General features: G+C 59.0%; 21 protein-coding genes. 14 read left to right on the top strand and 7 right to left on the bottom strand.

Going from position 1 to position 22,677, the window contains the following annotated elements; all coding sequences use genetic code 11:
* Positions 1-151 precede the first annotated feature (151 nt).
* On the bottom strand, positions 152-2,005 hold the full coding sequence (locus AC1RP7_RS21445) for an Lnb N-terminal periplasmic domain-containing protein (RefSeq protein ID WP_493182828.1): 1,854 nt from the start codon (positions 2,003-2,005) through the stop codon (positions 152-154).
* 232 nt (positions 2,006-2,237) lie between these two features.
* Positions 2,238-2,726 carry a DUF3015 domain-containing protein gene (locus tag AC1RP7_RS21440; protein ID WP_007970900.1) on the bottom strand — a complete coding sequence of 163 codons (489 nt, stop codon included), beginning with the start codon at positions 2,724-2,726 and terminating at the stop codon, positions 2,238-2,240.
* A 420-nt stretch (positions 2,727-3,146) separates the two neighbouring features.
* On the opposite strand from AC1RP7_RS21440, the gene AC1RP7_RS21435 reads away from it, so the two are divergent.
* Both AC1RP7_RS21435 and AC1RP7_RS21430 read left to right on the top strand, forming a co-directional pair.
* The gene (locus AC1RP7_RS21435; RefSeq protein WP_057713231.1) at positions 3,147-5,585 is read left to right on the top strand and encodes a Lon protease family protein; all 2,439 of its coding nucleotides are present in this window, start codon (positions 3,147-3,149) and stop codon (positions 5,583-5,585) included.
* A 240-nt stretch (positions 5,586-5,825) separates the two neighbouring features.
* On the top strand, positions 5,826-6,167 hold the full coding sequence (locus tag AC1RP7_RS21430; protein ID WP_008052055.1) for a PA4575 family protein: 342 nt from the start codon (positions 5,826-5,828) through the stop codon (positions 6,165-6,167).
* Positions 6,168-6,173: 6 nt separating this feature from the next.
* Here AC1RP7_RS21430 and AC1RP7_RS21425 read toward each other — a convergent pair whose 3' ends face one another.
* A complete protein-coding gene (locus tag AC1RP7_RS21425; RefSeq protein WP_493182830.1) occupies positions 6,174-8,003 on the bottom strand; it encodes a hypothetical protein in 1,830 nt (609 codons plus the stop codon).
* 171 nt (positions 8,004-8,174) lie between these two features.
* On the opposite strand from AC1RP7_RS21425, the gene AC1RP7_RS21420 reads away from it, so the two are divergent.
* The 3 genes from AC1RP7_RS21420 to bamJ all read left to right on the top strand — a co-directional run bounded on the left by AC1RP7_RS21420 (position 8,175) and on the right by bamJ (position 9,896).
* Positions 8,175-8,663 carry a TIGR00645 family protein gene (locus tag AC1RP7_RS21420; RefSeq protein WP_007970904.1) on the top strand — a complete coding sequence of 163 codons (489 nt, stop codon included), beginning with the start codon at positions 8,175-8,177 and terminating at the stop codon, positions 8,661-8,663.
* A 203-nt stretch (positions 8,664-8,866) separates the two neighbouring features.
* Positions 8,867-9,157 carry a DUF6482 family protein gene (locus AC1RP7_RS21415; protein WP_008022513.1) on the top strand — a complete coding sequence of 97 codons (291 nt, stop codon included), beginning with the start codon at positions 8,867-8,869 and terminating at the stop codon, positions 9,155-9,157.
* 121 nt (positions 9,158-9,278) lie between these two features.
* A complete protein-coding gene (gene bamJ, locus AC1RP7_RS21410) occupies positions 9,279-9,896 on the top strand; it encodes a BamJ family beta-barrel-assembly machinery protein (protein ID WP_492587886.1) in 618 nt (205 codons plus the stop codon).
* Positions 9,897-10,034: 138 nt separating this feature from the next.
* On the opposite strand, the gene AC1RP7_RS21405 is transcribed toward bamJ, so the two are convergent.
* From AC1RP7_RS21405 to AC1RP7_RS21395, 3 genes are all read right to left on the bottom strand, one after another.
* The gene (locus AC1RP7_RS21405) at positions 10,035-10,292 is read right to left on the bottom strand and encodes a PA4570 family protein (RefSeq protein WP_008052059.1); all 258 of its coding nucleotides are present in this window, start codon (positions 10,290-10,292) and stop codon (positions 10,035-10,037) included.
* 199 nt (positions 10,293-10,491) lie between these two features.
* Complete coding sequence (locus tag AC1RP7_RS21400) at positions 10,492-10,833, bottom strand: zinc ribbon domain-containing protein YjdM (protein ID WP_008154270.1); 342 nt, start codon at positions 10,831-10,833, stop codon at positions 10,492-10,494.
* Positions 10,834-11,037: 204 nt separating this feature from the next.
* A complete protein-coding gene (locus AC1RP7_RS21395) occupies positions 11,038-12,006 on the bottom strand; it encodes a polyprenyl synthetase family protein (RefSeq protein ID WP_057713233.1) in 969 nt (322 codons plus the stop codon).
* A gap of 239 nt (positions 12,007-12,245) precedes the next feature.
* On the opposite strand from AC1RP7_RS21395, the gene rplU reads away from it, so the two are divergent.
* From rplU to AC1RP7_RS21370, 5 genes are all read left to right on the top strand, one after another.
* Positions 12,246-12,560 carry a 50S ribosomal protein L21 gene (gene rplU, locus AC1RP7_RS21390; RefSeq protein WP_003176051.1) on the top strand — a complete coding sequence of 105 codons (315 nt, stop codon included), beginning with the start codon at positions 12,246-12,248 and terminating at the stop codon, positions 12,558-12,560.
* Between the two features lie 35 nt (positions 12,561-12,595).
* Entirely contained in the window at positions 12,596-12,853 is a 258-nt protein-coding gene (gene rpmA / locus AC1RP7_RS21385; protein WP_003281574.1) for a 50S ribosomal protein L27, read from the top strand.
* A 195-nt stretch (positions 12,854-13,048) separates the two neighbouring features.
* Positions 13,049-14,272 (top strand): Obg family GTPase CgtA, encoded by a 1,224-nt coding sequence (gene cgtA / locus AC1RP7_RS21380; RefSeq protein WP_008052064.1) that lies wholly within the window; start codon positions 13,049-13,051, stop codon positions 14,270-14,272.
* A gap of 137 nt (positions 14,273-14,409) precedes the next feature.
* The gene (gene proB / locus AC1RP7_RS21375) at positions 14,410-15,528 is read left to right on the top strand and encodes a glutamate 5-kinase (protein ID WP_057713234.1); all 1,119 of its coding nucleotides are present in this window, start codon (positions 14,410-14,412) and stop codon (positions 15,526-15,528) included.
* Between the two features lie 12 nt (positions 15,529-15,540).
* Positions 15,541-16,005 carry a CreA family protein gene (locus tag AC1RP7_RS21370; RefSeq protein WP_493183176.1) on the top strand — a complete coding sequence of 155 codons (465 nt, stop codon included), beginning with the start codon at positions 15,541-15,543 and terminating at the stop codon, positions 16,003-16,005.
* A gap of 184 nt (positions 16,006-16,189) precedes the next feature.
* Here the strand turns inward: AC1RP7_RS21370 and rpsT are convergent, their stop codons facing one another.
* A complete protein-coding gene (rpsT, locus tag AC1RP7_RS21365) occupies positions 16,190-16,468 on the bottom strand; it encodes a 30S ribosomal protein S20 (protein ID WP_007970922.1) in 279 nt (92 codons plus the stop codon).
* Between the two features lie 252 nt (positions 16,469-16,720).
* Between rpsT and murJ the strand changes: the two genes are divergently transcribed.
* From murJ to lspA, 4 genes are all read left to right on the top strand, one after another.
* On the top strand, positions 16,721-18,259 hold the full coding sequence (gene murJ, locus AC1RP7_RS21360) for a murein biosynthesis integral membrane protein MurJ (RefSeq protein ID WP_493183178.1): 1,539 nt from the start codon (positions 16,721-16,723) through the stop codon (positions 18,257-18,259).
* Positions 18,260-18,388: 129 nt separating this feature from the next.
* A complete protein-coding gene (ribF, locus tag AC1RP7_RS21355; RefSeq protein WP_057713237.1) occupies positions 18,389-19,327 on the top strand; it encodes a bifunctional riboflavin kinase/FAD synthetase in 939 nt (312 codons plus the stop codon).
* 13 nt (positions 19,328-19,340) lie between these two features.
* A complete protein-coding gene (ileS, locus tag AC1RP7_RS21350) occupies positions 19,341-22,172 on the top strand; it encodes an isoleucine--tRNA ligase (protein WP_407516353.1) in 2,832 nt (943 codons plus the stop codon).
* Complete coding sequence (lspA, locus tag AC1RP7_RS21345) at positions 22,165-22,677, top strand: signal peptidase II (protein ID WP_007970932.1); 513 nt, start codon at positions 22,165-22,167, stop codon at positions 22,675-22,677. The genes ileS and lspA overlap by 8 nt, the downstream gene beginning before the upstream one ends.

Raw genomic sequence — 22,677 nt, 5'->3', positions numbered from 1 at the left:
GACTTACGGCGAGTGATAGCCTGTCTGCAACCGACGATTCTCTGTGGGAGCGAGCTTGCTCGCGATGAGGGACTGACATTCAACAAGTGTGCTGGCTGAAAGGCCGCCATCGCGAGCAAGCTCGCTCCCACAGGGTGGGAGGTGTGTCAGGTCAGTAGTGATACCACTTCAGCTCAAGCATCACTTCGTTCTCGGCCGTCGCCAAATGGCTGAACTCGCGCCGGGCGCTCAAGCGCAGTCCGAGATTGCGGGATATTTCCCATTGCTGATTCAAGCTCAGGCTACGGCGCACCTCGCCATTGGTGAAGAAATCGCCCTTGGCTTCCAGGCTCAAATTGCCCAGCGGGTTTTTCCACAGCACACCACTGTTGAACCCGGCGGCCGGGGCAATGAAAGCGGCGAAATCGTTGTTGTGCTCGATGCGCACAGTGCCCAGGGCAAATCCGAGCAGGTCATCGCCCAGTTGCCAGGTGCCACCGCCACCGCCGTTGACGTGGCTGACCAGGGTTTGGTCATCGTGCTTACCCGGCACTCGCTCCAGACCACCGGTGACTTGCCATGACAGCGGTTGCAGCAGCTCGTTACGCGGGGTCAGGGAGCGAATCGTTGCCAGGTCCAGTTGTTGCACTTGCCATTCATTGCTTTCGTACTGGCGCAGTTTCAATTGCAGGATTTCGATCTGCGCGCCAAGGGGAAAGCTTTCGTTGTTGTCGTTGAGGTCGTGATAAGCCATGCGCAAGCCGTACTCGCCAAAGGCTTTATCTCCACGGCTGCCGAGGCCGAGCTGCCAGGTGCGGGACTCGTGACCGTCTTCAGGCAGGCCCGGTTGCGGGATATCCAGCTCCGGCGCCGGGTTCTGGTTGATGGCCCGCAGCAGTTCGAAGCTGCGCTGGGCGCGTGCCGGGTCGCGTTCCTGGCCATTGGCGCGGTAACGCTCCAGACGATAGGCCGCATCGATGATCAGTGCCTGACGGTCGCGGGCTTGCGCCTTGAACGCCGGGTCCTGCAATTGTTTCTGATCGGCGCTGACTTTCAGCACCCACTGTTGCTCTTCAGGGTCCAACGGCTCGGCGCGGCTGAGCAACTCGCGCTCCCGGGACGGACGATACTGGATCGATTCCACCAATCCGGCATCTTTCACGGCTTTGACGGTGTCGGTCGGGATGGCGGTGAGTGGGAATTGCTCGGTCAGGCGCAGGCCCAGTCGGGCCACTTGCAGCAGTTCCAGCAAGCGGTATGAGCAGTTTTCGTCGAAGAAGAAATAGTCGAACTTGATCTGCTTCAGCTCCCAGACGTGCTCGACCATGCGCGCGGTTTCCTGTTGGGTCAGGTTCAGGCGGTACTCCCACAGGTCGCGGTTTTCCAGGCTGCGGTATTCCGAGAGCTTTTCCTGATAGGGCACCATCGCGAACAGGCCGGGATAGCCGCCCATCAGGCCTTTCCAGGCATAGATGATGCTGTTGTCCGAGCCCTCGATGTAAGCGCCGAAGTTGATCGCGTAACTGAGTAGCGAAGTCTTGTCGCTCTTCACCTCGGCCTGGTCGATGCGCAACAGGGTATGGCCGAACATCGAGGACGGGCTGTTCAGGTAAGCCGCCGGGAAGATCATCACTGCGCTGTCGGGCGAGACGTCCTTGAACCATTGCTTGAACCCGGCGCAGTCCGGCGTCGGCAGTCCGGCCAGACCGAGTTGGTCTTTCAGCCAGCGGGTGCGGGCAGGGTAGACGCATTGAGCGTGTGTTTCACCGGCACTGGCCGGGGCGTACAAGGCTTGAACAGTCGCCGCCAGTTCATGGTCCGGATGCTCATTGCCGTCAGCGGCGAGGAAGAACTTGCGGTCACTGACATAGCTGCGCCAGCCGCCGAGCTTGGCGGTTTCGTAATGGCCCAGGGATATCCAGAAAGGGTCGTTGGCCAGTTGCTGCAAACGTTGTGGTTCGATGTGAGGCGCGGCGGATAGCGGGGCGCAGACACACAGCGCCAGCCAGGCAAGGCGTTTGAGCATAGAAGGCAACTTAAACAGGGAAAAATAAAGACCCAACGAGGTGGATGCCGTTTGCCTGTAGGAGCTGGCTTGCCAGCGATGGTTTCAAAGGCGCTGTGTTTATCCAGTAAACACGCGTGATCGTTAACGACCATCGCTGGCAAGCCAGCTCCTACAGTCAGCGACATTACCCAAAGAGGGGCAGGTCCAAAAAACAAAACCCGCTTCCCGAAAGAAGCGGGGCGGGTCGAGCTTAAGCCTGAGTCGCGTACTTGGCCAGACGAGGGTCGGCTTTGAGCACGGCCAGGGTATTGGTATGCACGTCTTCTGCGGTCACGTCAGCCTTGCTGAAGATCTGCTGGAAGTGCTCGTGAGTGACGGCGGCGAAGTGCGCACGGTCTTCCGGCGCCACGCCCAGTACCACGGCATAGGTGGTCAGCGCTTCGCCCTGACCCTTGGCCATGTCTTCGGACAGCTCGTTCATCATGCCATTCATGGCAAACCAGGATTTGCCGCCATAGGTCAGCGACGCATTGGTTGCGCAACCGTTGGTGCCGGAGGTCATGCCGAAGGTTGCATTGCCGGAGGTGCCGTTGGTGGTGGATGCCAGGAAGTGAGCTGGAGTACCACGCTGGCCTTCGAACAGCATGTTGCCCCAACCGCAATCCGGACCGCCAGGCGCTTGCGCCATGGCATTGATGGATACAGCGGTGAAGAGAGTACCAAGAAGAATCCGTTTCATAGCTTTGTTCTCTTTGTGTGCGTACCAATAGACAAGGGAGTCTGGCCTCGGCTCTGCATGCAAACTGCCTGCGCGACGATCATGCTGCGTTGAAAGCAGGCTCGGAATGCTCATGTAGGCCCCTACACTCCGCTTCCTCGCCTGCTTTCGCCTTGCCTGATCGCCGCTCGGCAAGTTTTCCTGCAGACCCTTCCGGTGCCAGTGGGCCGGTCATTAGTCCAGCCGCGCAGTTTGGAGTTTAGGCACGATCACAGGGTTCCGTGATTTTTTGCAAAACATTCATGGAAAACGGCCGCGCAAGCCCGGCCCGCCTGGGGTTGGCCGGTTGACGGTGATCAGGCCTGCGGCGCTCCTTGCCAGTCGGGCATGGGCGGCGCCAGAATGCTGCCATCTGCCCCGCCTGATTGTTAAGGAAGCCCGATGCCTGATCCTGTTGCTGCCAGCTTGCGTCTAGCGCCCGAAGCGCTGACCCGTCCGTTTTCCGCTGAACAGTTCAGCTTCTCTACCACCAATGATCTGGAGCCCTTTCGCGGTGTGCTTGGCCAGGAACGTGCGGTCGAAGCCTTGCAGTTCGGTGTGGCCATGCCACGCCCCGGTTACAACGTATTCGTCATGGGCGAGCCCGGTACTGGCCGGTTCTCGTTCGTCAAACGCTACCTCAAGGCCGAAGGCAAGCGCCTGCAGACCCCGGCGGACTGGGTCTACGTCAACAACTTCGATGAACCGCGCGAACCACGTGCCCTGGAGTTGCCGTCGGGCACTGCCGGTAACTTCATTGGTGATATCAACGGTTTGATCGACAACCTGCTGGCGACATTTCCGGCAGTATTCGAGCATCCGTCCTACCAGCAAAAGAAAAGCAGTATCGACCGCGCCTTCAACCAGCGCTACGACAAGGCCCTGGACGTCATCGAGCGTCTGGCGCTGGAAAAGGAAGTTGCGCTGTACCGCGACGCCAGCAACATCGCCTTCACCCCGATGAGCGACGGCAAGGCGTTGGACGAAGCTGAGTTCGCCCAGTTGCCGGAAGCCGAGCGCGAGCGCTTTCACGAGGATATTTCGGCACTGGAGGAGCGCCTGAACGAAGAGCTCGCCAGCCTGCCGCAATGGAAACGCGAGTCGAGCAACCAGCTGCGTCATCTGAACGAAGAAACCATTACCCTGGCCTTGCAGCCATTGTTGTCGCCATTGTCGGAGAAGTACGCCGAGAACGCGGCGGTATGCGGTTATCTGCAGGCGATGCAGGTGTACTTGCTCAAGTCCGTGGTCGAGCAGCTGGTAGACGATAGCAAGACCGACGCTGTCGCCCGCAAGTTGCTGGAAGAACAATACGCGCCGAGCCTGGTGGTCGGTCACTCGGCCAGCGGCGGTGCGCCGGTGGTGTTCGAGCCGCACCCGACCTACGAAAACCTTTTTGGCCGGATCGAATACAGCACCGATCAGGGTGCGCTTTACACCACCTACCGCCAACTGCGGCCGGGTGCCTTGCACCGGGCCAATGGCGGTTTCCTGATCCTTGAAGCGGACAAAATGCTCAGCGAGCCGTTCGTGTGGGATGCACTGAAACGCGCCCTGCAATCACGCAAACTGAAAATGGAATCACCGCTGGGTGAACTGGGCCGCCTGGCCACCGTGACCCTGACTCCGCAACACATTCCGTTGCAGGTCAAAGTCGTCATCATCGGTGCCCGTCAGCTGTATTACACGCTGCAAGACCTCGATCCGGACTTCCAGGAGATGTTCCGCGTCCTGGTGGATTTCGACGAAGACATCCCGATGGTCGACGAGAGCCTGGAGCAGTTCGCCCAGTTGCTCAAGACCCGTACTTCCGAAGAAGGCATGGCACCGCTGACCGCTGATGCGGTGGCACGCCTGGCGACCTACAGTGCACGTCTGGCCGAGCACCAGGGGCGCTTGTCGGCGCGTATCGGTGACTTGTTCCAGCTGGTCAGCGAGGCGGACTTCATCCGCCATCTGGCCGGCGATGAAAGGACCGACTCCGGGCACATCGAACGCGCGCTCAAGGCCAAGGCCACACGGACCGGTCGTGTGTCAGCGCGGATTCTCGATGACATGCTGGCCGGGATCATCCTGATCGACACCGCGGGCGCGGCGGTCGGCAAGTGCAATGGCTTGACGGTGCTGGAGGTCGGCGACTCGGCCTTTGGTATACCGGCGCGGATTTCTGCCACGGTGTACCCGGGCGGCAGCGGCATCGTCGACATCGAGCGCGAGGTCAACCTCGGCCAGCCGATCCACTCCAAAGGCGTGATGATCCTTACCGGTTATCTGGGCAGCCGTTACGCCCAGGAGTTTCCGCTGGCGATTTCCGCGAGCATCGCCCTGGAGCAATCCTACGGTTATGTCGATGGCGACAGTGCTTCCCTGGGCGAGGCCTGCACCCTCATTTCGGCCTTGTCGAAAACCCCGCTCAAGCAGTGCTTTGCCATCACCGGTTCGATCAACCAGTTCGGCGAAGTGCAGGCGGTCGGCGGAGTCAACGAGAAGATCGAGGGCTTCTTCCGTTTGTGCGAAGCCCGCGGGTTGACCGGCGAGCAGGGGGCAATCATTCCTCACGCCAACGTCGCCACCCTGATGCTCGATGAGAAGGTGCTGGCGGCGGTGCGTGCGGGTCAGTTCCATGTCTACGCGGTACGTCAGGCCGACGAAGCCTTGAGTCTGCTGGTCGGCGAGCCGGCCGGCGAACCGGACGAGAATGGCGAGTTCCCTGAAGGCAGCGTGAACGCGCGGGTCGTGGAGCGCCTGCGGGTTATCGCGGAAATGATCAGCGAAGATGATCTCAAGGAAGCCGAGAAGGAGTTGGCGCAAGAGGCTTTGGCGGAAACCAAGCCGGCCTGATGCAGTAACCCATGTGGGAGCGAGCAAGCCCGCTCCCACATTTGTTTGTGTGAACCCTGGAAAAGCGTCGTCGAACTGACGTCAATATTCACACTATGACCATTCGGCGCCTTTCGGTCTTGCCTCGGCCTGCAAGGCAGACTTTTCTTCTATTCTCTGCTCAAGGATATCGACGTAATCACAGGATCGAAACAGCCTTCCCATGGGGGCTGAACACCGGATCTACCGAGGGTCGCCGCCATGTCGCGCAACCTCTGCCTCACCCGTCAATGCCTGGGCCTTGTGACCCGTATCGAATGTGCCATCCGTCCATTGGCGGGAGATACGGGCATGTGGACTTTGCTGTTCGCCGCCGGAATGGCCGGTGAACAACCTTCGGCCATCAAGGCCCAAGGCCCGTTTCACGGTCCGTTCGTCGCTGAATCAATCCTCGACACCATCGTTGAAAGCCTGACCCTGCACGGCTACGAGTTGGCCGACGATCCGCAAATCTGGTGCCTGCACCTGCAAGCCCAACTGCGGGAAATCAACGGTGGTCGCTGCCGAAACATGGGCGGCTTCGAGTTTCACCCCGAGCACTGAGTGGCACTATTGATCAAGGCGCGTCATGTCGGCCTTGTCGAGTTTGACTTCGAAACCATATTGCACGGTGGTGAGGTCAGTGCGCTGATAGGTTTCCAGGCGCGTAGGCTGCCCGTAGAAGTAATGCACGGCAAACTGCGCCGGCCCCTGTGCGCTCGCGCCATGACTGACCGATAGAATCTCCTTCAAGTAACTACCGCTGTCGTCCTTGGCGAAAAAGCGCCAGTCCTGGGCGGGAAATACCTTCAGGTCCACCACCAGTGCATTGTCTTTGAGCGCGAGGCCCTTGGGCAGTTGACGGGCTTCGACGGTTTGCTTGTCGACCGTGGCCAGGAACAACGGCATCGAGCCCACCGCATAGGCCGGGGTTTGTGGAAACAGATTCAGATCGTAAGTGATGATGCCGCGCAGGGGATCGATCTGGTATGCCTCTGACGGCAGTTCGATCGGCTCGTCGCGATTGCCACGAGTGTCTTCGGTAAAGAAGCTCACCGGACTTTCACCGGGGTTGAACGATGTGCCGAGCAGCTCATCGTTGAAGGTACGCAGGTGAGTGAATTCGATTCGCGCAGCGCTGGGGTCGTCGACCGACTGACTGATGCTGACGTTCTTTTTCAGTTGTTCCTCACTCAGCGTTGCCCCTTTCAGCCAGCCCGCCGCCTGGTCGTCATAGACCACCACGGACAGGTTCAAGGGCTGGATGGATTTGTCCGTGGTATAGGCATCGAAGCGCCGGATCGGTAGGTCGAGGTCCTTTCGGGTGACCGTGACGGCGGAAAAATCCAGCATGCTGACTTCGAGAGTTTCGATCATCCCGTTGAAGTACACCTTCGAATAATGTCGAGCCTGCTGTTTCTCAAAATTGCGTTGTTCTTCATCGAGCTGTTTTTCCAGGGACTCGCTCCAGCTCTTTTGCTGCTGCATCTTGGCCAGTTGCTGCTGATAGAAGGCAATTTGTACCGAGGTTTCGTTGATTGAACCGGCGCGCGCGATGAATTGCCCGGTGCTGTCCCTGGCCTGGACGATCAGCGGGTTGAGCGGTGCTTCACTGACTTCGGGGGCCAGCGGCGTGCTGTTGTTGTATTCGATTTCCGCGTAGTTGTTCGTCAATGTGAGGAGGGTGACGCTCAGGTTGTCATTGGTGCGGGTCTGGCCTACGTCCTTTTTCGTCAGGTCGAAGCTGTAGAGGCGCCGTGGCGCGATGACTTCGACTTTGCCTTGCAGGCTCACCGGTTGCGGTTGCTGCTTTCTGTCAATGTCGAGGCCTTCGATGAAGGGGTAGGCCACGGTCAGGTCATCGGGGTTGGTCAGGTTGGAGCTCGATGGGCTGAGCTGAATGCCGGGGTCGGTTTCCGACCATTCCGGCTGGAAGGGAATCACTCGTTTGTTGCTTAGCGTGACCGACTGCCATTCCAGGCCATGGGGAAACAAAAACGCGGCAGGAACGCTGAACGTGAAGGGAAACACTGGCTGCAGATCGATCAGATAGTCGGAACTGGAGTCCTTTTGCAGCACGAACAACCCGTTGATGTAGGTGTCGACCAGGGCCTGCGGGCTCGGGTAGTGCTTGAGCATGGCGAGGGCGTCTTCGCCGTATTCGGTTTCCACCGACTTGCTGTCGAGCTTGAGTTGCGCGCGTTCGAGCAGCAGCAGTGAGCCGCCCAGTTCCGACACGGCATCCTTGAGCTTCGGATCCTGAATGGCGTCCAGCGACTTTTCGAACTGCGCGGTTTTTTCTTCGAGGCTGACCTGGCGTTTTTCTTCGCTGGGTGAGCAGCCGCTCAGCAGCAGCGCCAGGCAAATTCCGGCACTCGTCAAAGGCAATTGCACATCCATTTCCAGTCTTCCTGTCCGACATCACTGAGCAGTCAATGATTTGGACACTAGCAGAAAAACTTTGATACACAGGCGCAGGTGACGGATTTTTCGACGGTTTCTGGCTGCTTCTGGGTATGGACGGGTGGCTGGTATACTCGCCGCCATTTCCAGTCCAACGTGTGAGATTCAATGGAACGCTTTATCGAAAATGCAATGTACGCCTCGCGCTGGCTGCTGGCGCCGATCTATTTCGGCCTGTCCCTCGGACTGCTGGCGCTGGCACTGAAATTCTTCCAGGAAGTCTTCCACGTCATCCCGAACGTGTTTTCGATGGCCGAATCGGATTTGATCCTGGTACTGCTGTCGCTGATCGACATGGCCCTGGTGGGCGGTTTGCTGGTGATGGTGATGATTTCCGGCTACGAGAACTTCGTCTCGCAACTGGACATCGACGACAGCAAGGAAAAGCTCAACTGGCTGGGCACCATGGACTCTTCGTCGCTGAAGATGAAGGTGGCCGCATCGATCGTGGCGATCTCGTCCATTCACCTGCTGCGTATCTTCATGGACGCCAAGAACGTCGATCCCGAGCATTTGCAGTGGTACGTGATCATCCACATGACCTTCGTGGTTTCGGCCTTCGCCATGGGTTACCTGGATAAAGTCACCAAGCACTGATTTCAACTTCCATTGTGGGAGCGTGGCTTGCCCGCGATGGCATCACTGCGGTTCATCGTTAGACCGAGGTGATGCCATCGCGGGCAAGCCACGCTCCCACAGGGTTGCAAAACAGACGGGCGGCGTCGTTTGTGGCTTGTGCTTTGATGCGCCGAGGCCTATCCCTGTAAGTATGTTGGTTCGCCACTGCGTGAGGTGCATTCATGACCCTGCATGAGTTGAATGCGTATGCCGTCGCCGGGAAGGTCGATGAGCTGAACCTGATCTCGATGGAGGGGGGCATCTACCTGTTGGAGGCGCGGATGCATGGCGCGGCGTATCCATTGAGCGATACCCACGGACACATGATGAGCCTGCGTTCGGTGGAGCATGCCCGTGATGTGCTGCGCTCCTTTCCCAAGTTGCACTTCAACCTTGTGCACACGGTCGTGCACGACGAAATGTGCGGTCTGGTTGCCGATGTTGAGGAAAACCTGAAGGTGCCGATCGCCTGAGGTCCCTCATCAAAGGCATGACATCTGTGCTAGTCTGCTGGCCCTTTTGGTTCCGGGCGCTCCGGGACGCGCTGTGCACGCATGGCAAGTTCCCGAGCCGTCCGCACAGCGGAGCAGTGTCATGTCCGAAGTAAATCTGTCCACCGACGAAACCCGCGTCAGCTACGGTATTGGCCGTCAGCTGGGCGACCAACTGCGCGACAACCCGCCACCGGGCGTAAGCCTGGACGCGATCCTGGCAGGTCTGACCGACGCATTCGCCGGCAAACCAAGCCGTGTAGGTCAGGAAGAAATGTCCGCCAGCTTCAAAGTCATCCGCGAAATCATGCAGGCCGAAGCTGCAGCCAAGGCTGAAGCGGCTGCTGGCGAAGGCCTGGCCTTCCTGGCTGAAAACGCCAAGCGTGAAGGCATCACCACTCTGGCTTCCGGCCTGCAGTTCGAAGTCCTGACCGCTGGCGAAGGCGCCAAGCCATCCCGTGAAGACTCCGTGCGTACTCATTACCACGGCACCCTGATCGACGGCACTGTGTTCGACAGCTCCTACGAGCGCGGCCAGCCAGCAGAGTTCCCGGTTGGCGGCGTGATCGCCGGCTGGACCGAAGCCCTGCAACTGATGAACTCCGGTAGCAAATGGCGCCTGTACGTGCCGAGCGAGCTGGCATACGGCGCTCAAGGCGTTGGCAGCATTCCGCCGCACAGCGTACTGGTATTCGACGTCGAACTGCTCGACGTTCTGTAAGACCCGCTGATTACCTGTACCTGTAGGAGCGAGCTTGCTCGCGATGGGCGTTAACGATAACGCGGCCATCCTGAATGAACGCGGTGTGTTTGAGTTCTTCGCGAGCAAGCTCGCTCCTACAAAATTTTGCAGCGTTTTTCATATTTCGATCTTGTGGTGCAGTTCACTGTGCGGGCGCAACGCCCGGGCATAGCAGAACAGAAACAGATTACGCACCAGTTCCTTGAGCACCACCGGCTCACTGGAACTCAGGCCATTGAGGTCAAGATCACCTTGGTCCTGCAGTTCGCTCAAGGCTTCTTCTTCAAGCACTGCACAGACTTCCCCGGTTTCCCGATGCAGGATCCTGAGGTAAGGGTGTGGGCGGTCCAGCCAGGCATCGATCAGATAAGTCATGGTTCTCATCTCCATTGAAGGTTTGATGAGAATAATTCTTATTCATCAAATAGCAAGAGCCTATTGGCGGTTTGCGCTTTTTTCCGGGTAAAGATTGCGTCAGGTCAAACCGATGGGCGTTTGGCTATTGCGAGGATTTATTGGGTGAAGCGGGGAGGGAGGGCATCCCGCGCCAGGCGCGGGATGGATAACAGCAGGCTCAGACTTTTCTGACGAACTCGGACTTGAGTTTCATCGGGCCGATGCCGTCGATCTTGCAGTCGATGTCGTGATCGCCATCGCACAGGCGGATGTTCTTGACCTTGGTGCCGACCTTGACCACCAAAGACGTACCCTTGACCTTGAGGTCCTTGATCACGGTGATGGTGTCGCCGTCTTGCAGGACGTTGCCGACCGAATCCTTTTTCACTGTGTCATCGGACACAGCTTCGGCTTCACCGCTGGCGGACCATTCGTGGGCGCACTCGGGGCAGATCAGCTGGGCGCCGTCTTCATAGGTGTATTCGGAATTGCATTTTGGGCAGGGTGGCAACGTGCTCACTAAGGCTCCTTGGATTCAGGATCGCTAAAAAGCGCACATTATATAGGGTTTTAGGCGGGGAGGGGTGCAGCGCAGGAAAACCTGTGGGGAACAAACCTGTGGGAGCGAGCTTGCTCGCGATGGCGTCCTTTCAGTCAACAACAATGTTGAATGTAAGTGCCTAGTCGCGAGCAAGCTCGTTCCCACAGGGGGCTTGCAGTGTTGTCAGTGCGTACGCGCGACCGCGAACTCGCTCAGTTCAACCAGTGCATCGCGGTACTCGCTGGCAGGCAGCGCTTCGAGACACTTGATTGCGCGTGCCACATAGTCGCGTGCCAGTTGCGCGGTGTACTCCAGCGAGCCCGAGGCTTCCACGGCTTCGCGGATGCTTTCCAGGTCTTCGATTCCGCCTTTCTGGATCGCCTTGCGCACCAGGGCGGCCTGTTCCGGCGTACCTTCGCGCATGGTGTAGATCAGTGGCAGGGTCGGCTTGCCTTCGGCCAGATCGTCACCGACGTTCTTGCCCAGGGTTTCGGCGTCGCCTTTGTAGTCGAGCAGGTCGTCGACCAGTTGGAAGGCCACGCCCAGATGATCACCGAATGTACGCAGGGCTTCGGCCTGTTCCGGCGTGGCCTGGCACAGGGCGGCGGCGCTGTGGGTCGAGGCTTCGAAAAGCATCGCGGTCTTGCCGCGGATGACTTCCATGTAGGTTTCTTCGGTGGTGCTGGCGTCCCGCACCTTCGACAGCTGCAATACTTCGCCTTCGGCGATGATGCGCGTGGCTTGCGAAAGGATCTTCATCACCGGCATCGAGCCAAGTTCGACCATCATTTCGAATGAGCGCGAATACAGGAAGTCACCGACCAGTACGCTTGGTGCGTTGCCCCACATGGCGTTGGCGGTCGAGCGGCCACGGCGCATGCCGGACATGTCGACCACATCGTCATGCAGCAGGGTGGCGGTGTGCAGGAATTCAATGGTCGCGGCCAGCAGGCGCAGGTCATCGCCTTCGCGGCCCAGGGCCTTGCCACACAGCAACACCAGTAAAGGACGCAGGCGTTTGCCGCCGGCCGAGGTAATGTAATCGCCGATTTTCGATACCAGCGGCACTCGGGAAGTCAGCTGCTTCTTGATGATGCCGTCGACGGCGCTAAAATCGTCCGCCACCGCGCGGTAGAAAGCTTGGGGTTGCATCAGCGACAGTCGCTCCAGAAGGGTTGCGCGGCATGCTAGGACCCACGCTTGCAGGTGTCAAGGCGCGATGGACGGCCTCTTGCAAGGCTAGCGTGGCTTGCGTACAATCGCGCACCCTGAACTTCCTGGGCAGCACCTGCCTTACGCAATTGCAAGCGGGCCTCCAGCCCCACGCAGCCATGCCAGCCAATACCTCTTCTTATAAAGAGCTGGGTGAGCAGGATTATCGGAGAAATACCATGTCTTATGCAGTAATCGTTACTGGCGGCAAGCAGTACAAAGTCGCCCCAGGTGAATACCTGAAGATCGAAAAACTGGAAATCGCTACCGGCGAATCCGTTACCTTTGATCGCGTTCTGTTGGTTGCCAACGGTGACGACGTGAATATCGGCGCTCCAGTTGTTGCTGGCGCTACCGTTGTGGCTGAAGTGATCTCCCAAGGTCGTCACGATAAAGTCCGCATCATCAAGTTCCGTCGCCGTAAGCACCACATGAAGCGTATGGGCCACCGCCAGTGGTACACCGAGATCAAAATCACCGGTATTCAGGCTTAATTACAGCCTAATTCCTCACTAGGAGAATTGAACTCATGGCACACAAAAAAGCTGGTGGTAGTACCCGTAACGGTCGCGACTCAGAAGCCAAACGCCTTGGCGTGAAGATGTATGGCGGCCAGGCTATCAAAGCAGGCAACATCATCGTGCGTCAGCGCGGCACCCAATTCCACGCTGGCTACGGCGTTGGCATGGGTAAAGATCACACCCTCTTCGCTAAAGTCGAAGGCGTGATCAAGTTCGAAGTAAAAGGCGCCTTCGGTCGTCGTTACGTGAGCGTAGTCGCAGCTTAATTGCGCGATCGCTGGAAAAGCCCTGTCTCGCGACGGGGCTTTTTCGTTTGTGGGGTGAGTCTCTTGCAAAGCTGTTTGTATGGGCTGTCGGCGTACGATGTAGGTATCGTGGTTCAGGGTCGCTGCGCTCATTTTTGCAAGAGTCTTATGTCTTGATTGTTTTTCGGCTCGTCCGTATGGCGAGAGGCGTTTGTTATGAAGTTTGTTGATGAAGTATCGATTCGCGTAAAGGCTGGTGACGGCGGCAATGGCGCCATGAGTTTCCGTCGGGAAAAATTTATCGAGAACGGTGGCCCGAACGGCGGTGATGGCGGTGACGGCGGTTCCATCTACATGATGGCCGACGAAAACCTCAACACCCTGGTGGACTACCGTTACACCCGGCACTTCGATGCCGAGCGTGGCTCCAACGGCGGCAGCACCGACTGCACCGGCAAGAAGGGTGAAGACCTGATCCTGCGCGTTCCGGTCGGCACCACGGTGATCGACTCCGCGACTCAGGAAGTCATCGGTGACCTGACCAAGGCCGGTCAGAAGTTGATGGTGGTGCAGGGCGGCTGGCACGGTCTGGGCAACACCCGTTTCAAATCCAGTACCAACCGTGCGCCGCGCCAGACCACTCCGGGCAAGCCGGGCGAGCAGCGCGACCTGAAGCTGGAAATGAAAGTACTGGCTGACGTAGGTCTGCTGGGTTTGCCGAACGCCGGTAAAAGTACCTTTATCCGTTCGGTTTCGGCTGCCAAGCCGAAAGTTGCCGACTACCCGTTCACCACGCTGGTGCCGAACCTGGGTGTGGTCAGCGTCGATCGCTGGAAGAGCTTCGTCATTGCCGATATTCCGGGTTTGATCGAAGGCGCTTCCGAAGGTGCTGGTCTGGGCATTCGCTTCCTCAAGCACTTGGCGCGTACGCGTCTGCTGCTGCACCTCGTGGACATGGCGCCGCTGGATGATGCCAGCGCACCGGATGCCGCTGAAGTGATCGTCAACGAGCTGATCAAGTTCAGCCCGTCCCTGGCGGAGCGTGATCGCTGGTTGGTCCTGAACAAGTGCGACCAGATCCTTGATGAAGAGCATGATGCTCGCGTCAAGGAAATCGTTGATCGCCTGGAATGGACTGGTCCGGTCTACGTGATCTCGGCCATCTCCAAGCTCGGTACCGAGCGTCTGTGCCACGACATCATGCGTTACATGGAAGACCGTGCCGATCGCCTGGCCAATGACCCGGCCTACAAGGAAGAGCTGGCCGATCTCGATCAGCGCATCGAAGACGAAGCTCGCGCGCAACTGCAGGCGCTGGATGACAAGCGTGCCCTGCGTCGCAGCGGCGTGAAGTCGGTCCATGACATCGGCGACGATGATTGGGACGAAGAAGATGTGGATGACGAAGACGGGCCGGAAATCATTTACGTGCGTGACTGATTCGTTGCGATAAACTTAAGCGCCGCTCAATCGAGCGGCGTTTTGGTATCTGGAAATCGATTGTTGGTCACGAGTAACCACGAATAACGTCACGGGCAGCGCTGGGTCGCGCTGCCCTCAAGCTAAGGTTGAAGATGATGCGGAGCAAGGTGACAGGTGCGCAGCGTTGGGTCGTGAAGATCGGCAGCGCTTTGCTGACGGCGGACGGCAAAGGCCTGGATCGCGCGGCAATGGGTGTCTGGGTTGAGCAGATGGTGGCCTTGCATGAGGCGGGTGTCGAGCTGGTGCTGGTGTCCTCCGGTGCGGTGGCAGCCGGTATGAGCCGTTTGGGCTGGACCTCGCGACCCAGTGCGATGCACGAACTTCAGGCTGCCGCCGCAATCGGCCAGATGGGGTTGGTGCAGGCCTGGGAGTCGAGCTTTGCCAAGCATGGCCGGCATACCGCGCAGATTCTCCTGACTCACGACGACTTGTCCGACCGCAAGCGCTACCTGAATGCCCGCAGCACCTTGCGTGCGCTGGTCGAGCTGAAGGTTATCCCGGTGATCAACGAGAATGACACCGTGGTCACCGACGAAATCCGTTTTGGCGACAACGACACCCTGGCGGCGCTGGTGGCGAACCTGGTCGAGGCGGACTTGCTGGTGATCCTGACGGATCGCGACGGCATGTTCGATGCTGATCCGCGCAACAATCCGGATGCCCAGCTGATTTACGAGGCGCGCGCCGATGATCCGGCGCTCGACGCGGTGGCGGGAGGCACCGGTGGTGCGCTGGGGCGTGGTGGTATGCAGACCAAATTGCGTGCTGCGCGTCTGGCGGCCCGTTCCGGTGCTCACACCATCATCGTTGGCGGGCGGCTTGAGCGTGTGCTGGATCGCCTCAAGGCGGGCGAGCGCATCGGCACCCTGCTGTCGCCGGAGCGCGGTATGTTGGCGGCGCGCAAGCAGTGGCTGGCCGGTCATCTGCAAACCCGTGGCACCCTGGTGCTGGATGCGGGTGCGGTGACTGCGTTGTCTCAGGGCAACAAGAGCTTGCTGCCGGTTGGGGTCAAATTGGTGCAGGGCAGCTTCCGTCGCGGCGAGATGGTGGTTTGCGTGGCGCCGGACGGTCGCGAGATTGCCCGTGGCCTGGCCAACTACAGTGCGCTGGAGGCGCAAAAAATCATCGGTCAGTCGTCTGAGGCGATTGTCGGTCTGTTGGGTTACATGGCGGAACCGGAGCTGGTTCACCGCGATAACCTGATCCTGGTCTGAAGGAATACCTGAATGCGCGTGGCAAAAGGATTGTTGGGATTGCTGTTGGCGATGCCGCTGCTGGCGTCGTCCGAAGAGATCGGTCAGGTGTCGACGGTGTTCAAGTTCGTCGGGCCGAATGACCGGATCGTGGTCGAGGCCTTTGATGATCCCAAGGTCGACGGCGTGACCTGCTATCTGTCGCGCGCCAAGACCGGCGGGGTGAAGGGTGGTCTTGGTTTGGCCGAGGACCGTGCCGAAGCGTCTATCGCTTGCCGGCAGGTCGGACCGATCAGCTTCAAGGGCGAGCTCAAGGATGGTGACGAGGTGTTCAAGGAGCGCACGTCCCTGGTGTTCAAGACCATGCAGGTGGTGCGCTTCCTCGACAAAAAACGCAATACGCTGGTGTATCTGGTGTACAGCGATCGCCTGATCGAGGGTAGTCCGCAGAATGCGGTGACGGCGATTCCGATTTTGCCGTGGGCGCACGCTCAGTAACTTAACGCAAAACGAAATGTGGGAGCGGGCTTGCTCGCGAATGCGGTGTATCAGATGACATGTGCGTCTACTGACACTCCCTCTTCGCGAGCAAGCCCGCTCCCACATTTTTTTGTGCTGCGTTCAACAAATCGCAGGCAATAAAAAACCGACCCTGAGGTCGGTTTTTTAATGAACGAGTCGCTTAGGCAGCAGCGGCAACGTTCAGGGCCTTCACGTGGCCATTCAGGCGGCTCTTATGACGAGCGGCCTTGTTCTTGTGGATGATGCCTTTATCGGCCATACGGTCGATAACTGGCACAGCCAGAACGTAAGCAGCTTGAGCTTTGGCAGCGTCTTTTGCGTCGATGGCCTTAACTACATTCTTGATGTAGGTACGAACCATGGAACGCAGGCTGGCGTTGTGGCTGCGACGCTTCTCAGCCTGTTTTGCACGTTTTTTGGCGGAAGGTGAGTTGGCCACCGTCGAGCTCCTCGAAAGACTTTTTAGGAAATAGCAAACAAAATAGGCCGCGAATCATGCCGATGAGTTGAGGTCTTGTCAAGGGCGGTTGAGACGTTCCGCTAAGTGGTAGGTGCTACACCTCTGGATATTTCTTTCCAGCGTGCGACCTGTAAACTCGCGAGCTTTGGCTCTGTGCTGTTGCGGCGCGGAGTATCGCATAAGTGGGCGCGTAGTTCGCCTGCTGTTTATCGACAGGCACAAACTCTTTCAATGAATCTGCTCAAATCGTTGGCCGCCGTCAGCTCTATCACGATGCTTTCCCGGGTTTTGGGATTTGTTCGTGACACCCTAATTGCACGTGCATTCGGCGCGGGAATGGCGACCGACGCCTTCTTCATCGCCTTCAAACTGCCCAATCTGTTGCGGCGGATTTTCGCCGAAGGGGCGTTTTCCCAGGCATTCGTACCGATTCTTGCCGAATATAAAAGTCAGAAAGGGGATGAGGCGACGCGAACCTTCATTGCCTATGTTTCCGGCTTGCTGACGCTGGTGCTGGCACTCGTCACGGCATTGGGCATGATTGCCGCCCCGTGGGTCATCTGGGTGACCGCGCCGGGTTTCATCGATACGCCCGAGAAGTTCGAGCTGACCACGAGTCTGTTGCGGGTGACCTTTCCTTACATATTGCTGATTTCCCTGTCGTCGCTGGCGGGTGCGATCCTCAACACCTGGAACCGTTTTTCGGTCCCGGCATTCGTGCCGACGCTGCTCAATGTCAGCATGATTATTTTTGCGTTGTTCCTGACACCGTACTTCGATCCGCCCGTAATGGCGCTCGGTTGGGCGGTACTGGTGGGTGGCCTGGCACAGTTGCTCTATCAGCTACCGCACCTGAAAAAGATCGGCATGCTGGTGTTGCCGCGCCTGAACCTGCGCGACAGCGGCGTCTGGCGGGTGATGAAGCAGATGTTGCCGGCGATTCTCGGGGTGTCGGTGAGCCAGATCTCGCTGATCATCAATACGATTTTCGCTTCGTTCCTGGTCGCGGGTTCCGTGTCCTGGATGTACTACGCCGACCGTTTGATGGAGTTGCCATCCGGCGTGTTGGGCGTGGCGCTGGGGACGATTCTGCTGCCGACTCTGGCCAGGACTTACGCCAGCAAGGATCGCCACGAATACTCGCGCATCCTCGATTGGGGCCTGCGTCTATGCTTCGTGCTGGTATTGCCTTGCGCCTTCGCGCTGGGGATTCTGGCCGAACCGTTGACGGTTTCGCTGTTCCAGTACGGCCAGTTTGATGCCCATGATGCGGCCATGACTCAGCGCGCGTTGATCGCCTATTCCGTCGGTTTGCTCGGAATTATCGTGATCAAAGTGCTCGCGCCGGGCTTTTATGCGCAACAAAACATTCGCACGCCGGTAAAAATCGCAATTTTCACGTTGGTCGTCACTCAGTTGTTCAACCTGTTGCTGATCGGTCCGCTGGCTCACGCGGGCCTGGCGCTCGCCATCAGCGCCGGCGCCTGCCTCAATGCAGGGCTGCTCTTCTATCAGCTGCGTAAACAGCAGATGTACCAGCCGCAACCGGGCTGGGCAAAGTTCGGCTTCAAGCTGGTGGTTGCGGTAGCGGTGATGTCTGGCGTGTTGCTGGCAGGGATGCATTTCATGCCGGCGTGGGGCGAGGGGCAGATGCTTGAGCGTTTCCTGCGTCTGGGTGCCTTGGTCGTTGCCGGTGTGGTGGCTTATTTCGGCATGTTAGTGTTGATGGGCTTCCGTTTGCGCGACTTCAATCGCAAGGCGCTGGGCTGAGGTTCTGGCCTTGATAAACACGGGCGAGCCGGCGGTTTTGTCGGCTCGATCACTTTGGGTTACGGTGTTGCCTGTCGTCGGCCGCCGGGTGTGGTTATAATCGACCACTTTATGAGCAAGAAGCGCGTTATGCAGCTGGTTCGAGGCCTCCACAATCTGCGCCCCCGGCATCGGGGCTGTGTCGCCACTATTGGCAACTTTGACGGTGTACACCGCGGCCACCAGGCTATCCTGGCGCGACTGCGTGAGCGTGCGCTCGAGTTGGGCGTACCCAGCTGCGTGGTGATTTTCGAGCCGCAACCGCGAGAGTTCTTCGCTCCGGACACCGCGCCGGCCCGTCTGGCCCGCCTGCGGGACAAGCTGCAATTGCTGGCTGCCGAAGGCGTCGACCGTGTTCTGTGCCTGGCTTTCAACCAGCGCCTGAGCAAGCTCAGTGCCAGTGAGTTCGTCGATACCATTCTGGTCGATGGTCTTGGCGTCCAGCACCTGGAGGTCGGGGATGACTTCCGTTTCGGCTGTGACCGCGCGGGAGATTTCGATTTCCTGCAACAGGCCGGCATCGTTCAGGGTTTTACCGTCGAGGCGGCGCAAACCGTTGAGCTGGATGGTCTTCGCGTCAGCAGCACTCAGGTCCGCAATGCCCTGGCCGCAGCTGATTTTGCCTTGGCCGAGCGACTGCTGGGTCGGCCGTTCCAGATTACCGGGCGGGTACTCCACGGCCAGAAGCTGGCTCGCCAGTTGGGTACGCCCACGGCCAACATACAACTCAAGCGCCGTCGCGTTCCGCTTTCCGGGGTTTACCTGGTCAACGTCGACATCGACGGCAAGACCTGGCCAGGCGTCGCCAATATCGGCGTGCGGCCAACGGTACAAGGTGATGGCAAGGCCCACCTCGAAATACATCTTTTAGATTTTGCCGGCGATCTGTATGACCGGCGTTTAACGGTGGTTTTCCACCACAAGCTGCGTGAAGAGCAGCGTTTCGCCTCTCTGGAGGCGTTGAAAACGGCGATCAACGCGGATGTCGCCGCCGCCCGTGCACTAGCCGCACCTAGCGCCCATCGCTAATGAAGAGCCTTAAATGACCGACTATAAAGCCACGCTAAACCTTCCGGACACCGCCTTCCCAATGAAGGCCGGCCTGCCACAGCGCGAACCGCAGATCCTGCAGCGCTGGGACAGTATTGGCCTGTACGGAAAGTTGCGCGAGATTGGCAAGGATCGTCCGAAGTTCGTATTGCACGACGGCCCTCCGTACGCCAACGGCTCGATTCACATCGGTCATGCGCTGAACAAGATTCTCAAGGACATGATCATCCGCTCGAAGACCCTGTCGGGCTTCGACGCGCCTTATGTTCCGGGCTGGGACTGCCACGGCCTGCCGATCGAGCACAAGGTCGAAGTGACCCACGGCAAGAACCTGGGCGCGGACAAGACCCGCGAACTGTGCCGGGCCTACGCCACCGAACAGATCGAAGGGCAGAAGTCCGAGTTCATCCGCCTGGGTGTGCTGGGTGACTTCGCCAACCCGTACAAGACCATGGACTTCAAGAACGAGGCCGGTGAAATCCGTGCCTTGGCCGAAATCGTCAAGGGCGGTTTCGTGTTCAAGGGCTTGAAGCCTGTGAACTGGTGCTTCGACTGTGGTTCGGCCCTGGCCGAAGCGGAAGTCGAGTACGAAAACAAGAAGTCCTCGACCATCGACGTGGCCTTCCCGATTGCCGATGAAGCCAAACTGGCTGCCGCTTTCGGTCTGCCGTCGCTGGGCAAGCCTGCCTCGATCGTGATCTGGACCACCACCCCGTGGACCATCCCGGCCAACCAGGCGCTGAACGTTCACCCGGAATTCAACTACGCCCTGGTCGACGTCGGCGACAAACTGCTGGTGCTGGCTGAAGAGCTGGTCGAGTCGTGCCTGGCGCGCTACTCGCTGGAAGGCTCGGTCGTTGCGACCACCACCGGTAAAGCGCTGGAACTGATCAACTTCCGTCACCCGTTCTACGACCGTCTGTCGCCGGTTTACCTGGCCGACTACGTTGAACTGGGCGCCGGCACCGGCGTGGTTCACTCATCTCCGGCCTACGGCGTGGACGACTTCGTGACCTGCAAGAAGTACGGCATGGTCAACGATGACATCCTCAATCCGGTACAAAGCAACGGCGTTTACGTGCCGTCGCTGGAGTTCTTCGGCGGCCAGTTCATCTGGAAGGCCAACCCGGCCATCGTCGACAAGCTGACCGAAGTCGGTGCGCTGCTGCACACCACCGTCATCGAACACAGCTACATGCACTGCTGGCGCCACAAGACCCCGCTGATCTATCGCGCCACCGCGCAGTGGTTCATCGGCATGGACAAGCAGCCGACCACCGGCGACACCCTGCGTCAGCGCTCGCTCAAGGCCATCGAAGACACCCAGTTCGTTCCGGCCTGGGGCCAGGCGCGCCTGCACTCGATGATCGCCAACCGTCCGGACTGGTGCATTTCCCGTCAGCGCAACTGGGGCGTGCCGATCCCGTTCTTCCTGAACAAGGAAAGCGGCGAACTGCACCCACGTACCGTCGAGCTGATGGAAGTCGTGGCCAAGCGCGTTGAAGTCGAAGGCATCGAGGCCTGGTTCAAGCTGGACGCCGCCGAACTGCTGGGCGATGAAGCGCCGCAGTACGACAAGATCAGCGACACCCTGGACGTCTGGTTCGACTCGGGTACTACGCACTGGCACGTTCTGCGCGGTTCGCACCCGATGGGTCACGAAACCGGCCCGCGCGCCGACCTGTACCTGGAAGGTTCGGACCAACACCGTGGCTGGTTCCACTCGTCGCTGCTGACCGGTTGCGCCATCGACAACCACGCACCGTATCGCGAACTGCTCACTCACGGCTTCACGGTCGACGAGTCCGGCCGCAAGATGTCCAAGTCCCTGGGCAACGTGATCGCGCCACAGAAAGTCAACGACACCCTGGGTGCCGACATCATGCGTCTGTGGGTCGCTTCGACCGACTATTCGGGTGAAATGGCGGTTTCCGAGCAGATCCTGCAACGCAGTGCGGACGCCTACCGGCGTATCCGTAACACCGCGCGCTTCCTGCTTTCGAACCTGACCGGCTTCAACCCGGCCACCGACCTGCTGCCGGCCGAAGAAATGCTGGCTCTGGACCGTTGGGCCGTGGACCGTACCCTGCTGTTGCAACGCGAACTGCAAGAGCACTACGGCGAATACCGCTTCTGGAACGTGTACTCGAAGATCCACAACTTCTGCGTGCAGGAACTGGGCGGCTTCTACCTCGATATCATCAAGGATCGTCAGTACACCACTGGAGCCGACAGCAAGGCTCGTCGTTCGTGTCAGACTGCGCTTTTCCACATCTCCGAGGCGCTGGTGCGCTGGATCGCGCCGATCCTGGCGTTCACCGCCGACGAACTGTGGCAGTACCTGCCGGGCGAGCGTAACGAGTCTGTCATGCTCAACACCTGGTACGAAGGCCTGAGCGAACTGCCGGAAGGCATCGAGCTGGATCGCGCTTACTGGGACCGGATCATGGCGGTCAAGGTCGCGGTCAACAAGGAAATGGAAATCCAGCGTGCAGCCAAGGCTGTCGGTGGCAACCTGCAGGCCGAGGTGACGCTGTTCGCCGAAGACGCGCTCACCGCCGACCTGGCCAAGTTGAGCAACGAACTGCGCTTTGTACTGATCACTTCGACCGCCAGTGTTGCGCCATTGGTGCAAGCACCGGCCGATGCCGTGGTCACTGAAGTCAGCGGCCTGAAGCTGAAAATCGTCAAGTCGGGCCACGCCAAGTGCGCTCGTTGCTGGCACTGCCGTGAAGACGTCGGTGTGAACCCGGAGCATCCGGAAATCTGCGGCCGTTGCGTCGACAACATCAGCGGCGCTGGCGAGGTCCGTCACTATGCCTAATGCCGTTGGCCGTTTCGGACGGCTGAGCTGGCTCTGGTTGAGTTTGCTGGTCCTGGTCATCGACCAGGCCAGCAAGTTCTACTTCGAAGGCAAGCTCCAGATGTACCAGCAGATCGTGATCATCCCCGATTACTTCAGCTGGACCCTGGCCTACAACACTGGCGCGGCATTCAGCTTCCTGGCTGACAGCTCCGGCTGGCAGCGCTGGTTGTTCGCGTTGATCGCTGTCGTGGTCAGTGCGGTGCTGGTGGTGTGGCTCAAGCGTCTGGGGCGCAACGAGACCTGGCTGGCGGTTGCGCTGGCACTGGTGCTCGGCGGCGCGCTGGGCAATCTGTATGACCGCATTGCCCTGGGCCATGTGATCGATTTCATTCTGGTGCATTGGCAGAATCGCTGGTATTTCCCGGCGTTCAACTTTGCCGACAGCGCAATCACGGTTGGTGCTGTCATGCTGGCACTGGATATGTTCAAAAGTAAAAAGACCGGAGAAACCGTTCATGACTGA

The sequence above is a fragment of the Pseudomonas sp. GW822-FHT01E03 genome, assembly GCF_058802985.1.
The sequence above is the reverse complement of the archived record's forward strand: the minus strand, read 5'-3'. Positions and strand labels throughout refer to the sequence as shown.

Bases quoted from the DNA above. Each gene is read 5' to 3' on its own strand.
- AC1RP7_RS21445 (WP_493182828.1), bottom strand. From the start codon at position 2,005: ATGCTCAAACGCCTTGCCTGGCTGGCGCTGTGTGTCTGCGCCCCGCTA.
- AC1RP7_RS21440 (WP_007970900.1), bottom strand. From the start codon at position 2,726: ATGAAACGGATTCTTCTTGGTACTCTCTTCACCGCTGTATCCATCAAT.
- AC1RP7_RS21435 (WP_057713231.1), top strand. From the start codon at position 3,147: ATGCCTGATCCTGTTGCTGCCAGCTTGCGTCTAGCGCCCGAAGCGCTG.
- AC1RP7_RS21430 (WP_008052055.1), top strand. From the start codon at position 5,826: ATGTCGCGCAACCTCTGCCTCACCCGTCAATGCCTGGGCCTTGTGACC.
- AC1RP7_RS21425 (WP_493182830.1), bottom strand. From the start codon at position 8,003: ATGGATGTGCAATTGCCTTTGACGAGTGCCGGAATTTGCCTGGCGCTG.
- AC1RP7_RS21420 (WP_007970904.1), top strand. From the start codon at position 8,175: ATGGAACGCTTTATCGAAAATGCAATGTACGCCTCGCGCTGGCTGCTG.
- AC1RP7_RS21415 (WP_008022513.1), top strand. From the start codon at position 8,867: ATGACCCTGCATGAGTTGAATGCGTATGCCGTCGCCGGGAAGGTCGAT.
- bamJ (WP_492587886.1), top strand. From the start codon at position 9,279: ATGTCCGAAGTAAATCTGTCCACCGACGAAACCCGCGTCAGCTACGGT.
- AC1RP7_RS21405 (WP_008052059.1), bottom strand. From the start codon at position 10,292: ATGACTTATCTGATCGATGCCTGGCTGGACCGCCCACACCCTTACCTC.
- AC1RP7_RS21395 (WP_057713233.1), bottom strand. From the start codon at position 12,006: ATGCAACCCCAAGCTTTCTACCGCGCGGTGGCGGACGATTTTAGCGCC.
- rplU (WP_003176051.1), top strand. From the start codon at position 12,246: ATGTCTTATGCAGTAATCGTTACTGGCGGCAAGCAGTACAAAGTCGCC.
- rpmA (WP_003281574.1), top strand. From the start codon at position 12,596: ATGGCACACAAAAAAGCTGGTGGTAGTACCCGTAACGGTCGCGACTCA.
- cgtA (WP_008052064.1), top strand. From the start codon at position 13,049: ATGAAGTTTGTTGATGAAGTATCGATTCGCGTAAAGGCTGGTGACGGC.
- proB (WP_057713234.1), top strand. From the start codon at position 14,410: ATGCGGAGCAAGGTGACAGGTGCGCAGCGTTGGGTCGTGAAGATCGGC.
- AC1RP7_RS21370 (WP_493183176.1), top strand. From the start codon at position 15,541: ATGCGCGTGGCAAAAGGATTGTTGGGATTGCTGTTGGCGATGCCGCTG.
- murJ (WP_493183178.1), top strand. From the start codon at position 16,721: ATGAATCTGCTCAAATCGTTGGCCGCCGTCAGCTCTATCACGATGCTT.
- ribF (WP_057713237.1), top strand. From the start codon at position 18,389: ATGCAGCTGGTTCGAGGCCTCCACAATCTGCGCCCCCGGCATCGGGGC.
- ileS (WP_407516353.1), top strand. From the start codon at position 19,341: ATGACCGACTATAAAGCCACGCTAAACCTTCCGGACACCGCCTTCCCA.
- lspA (WP_007970932.1), top strand. From the start codon at position 22,165: ATGCCTAATGCCGTTGGCCGTTTCGGACGGCTGAGCTGGCTCTGGTTG.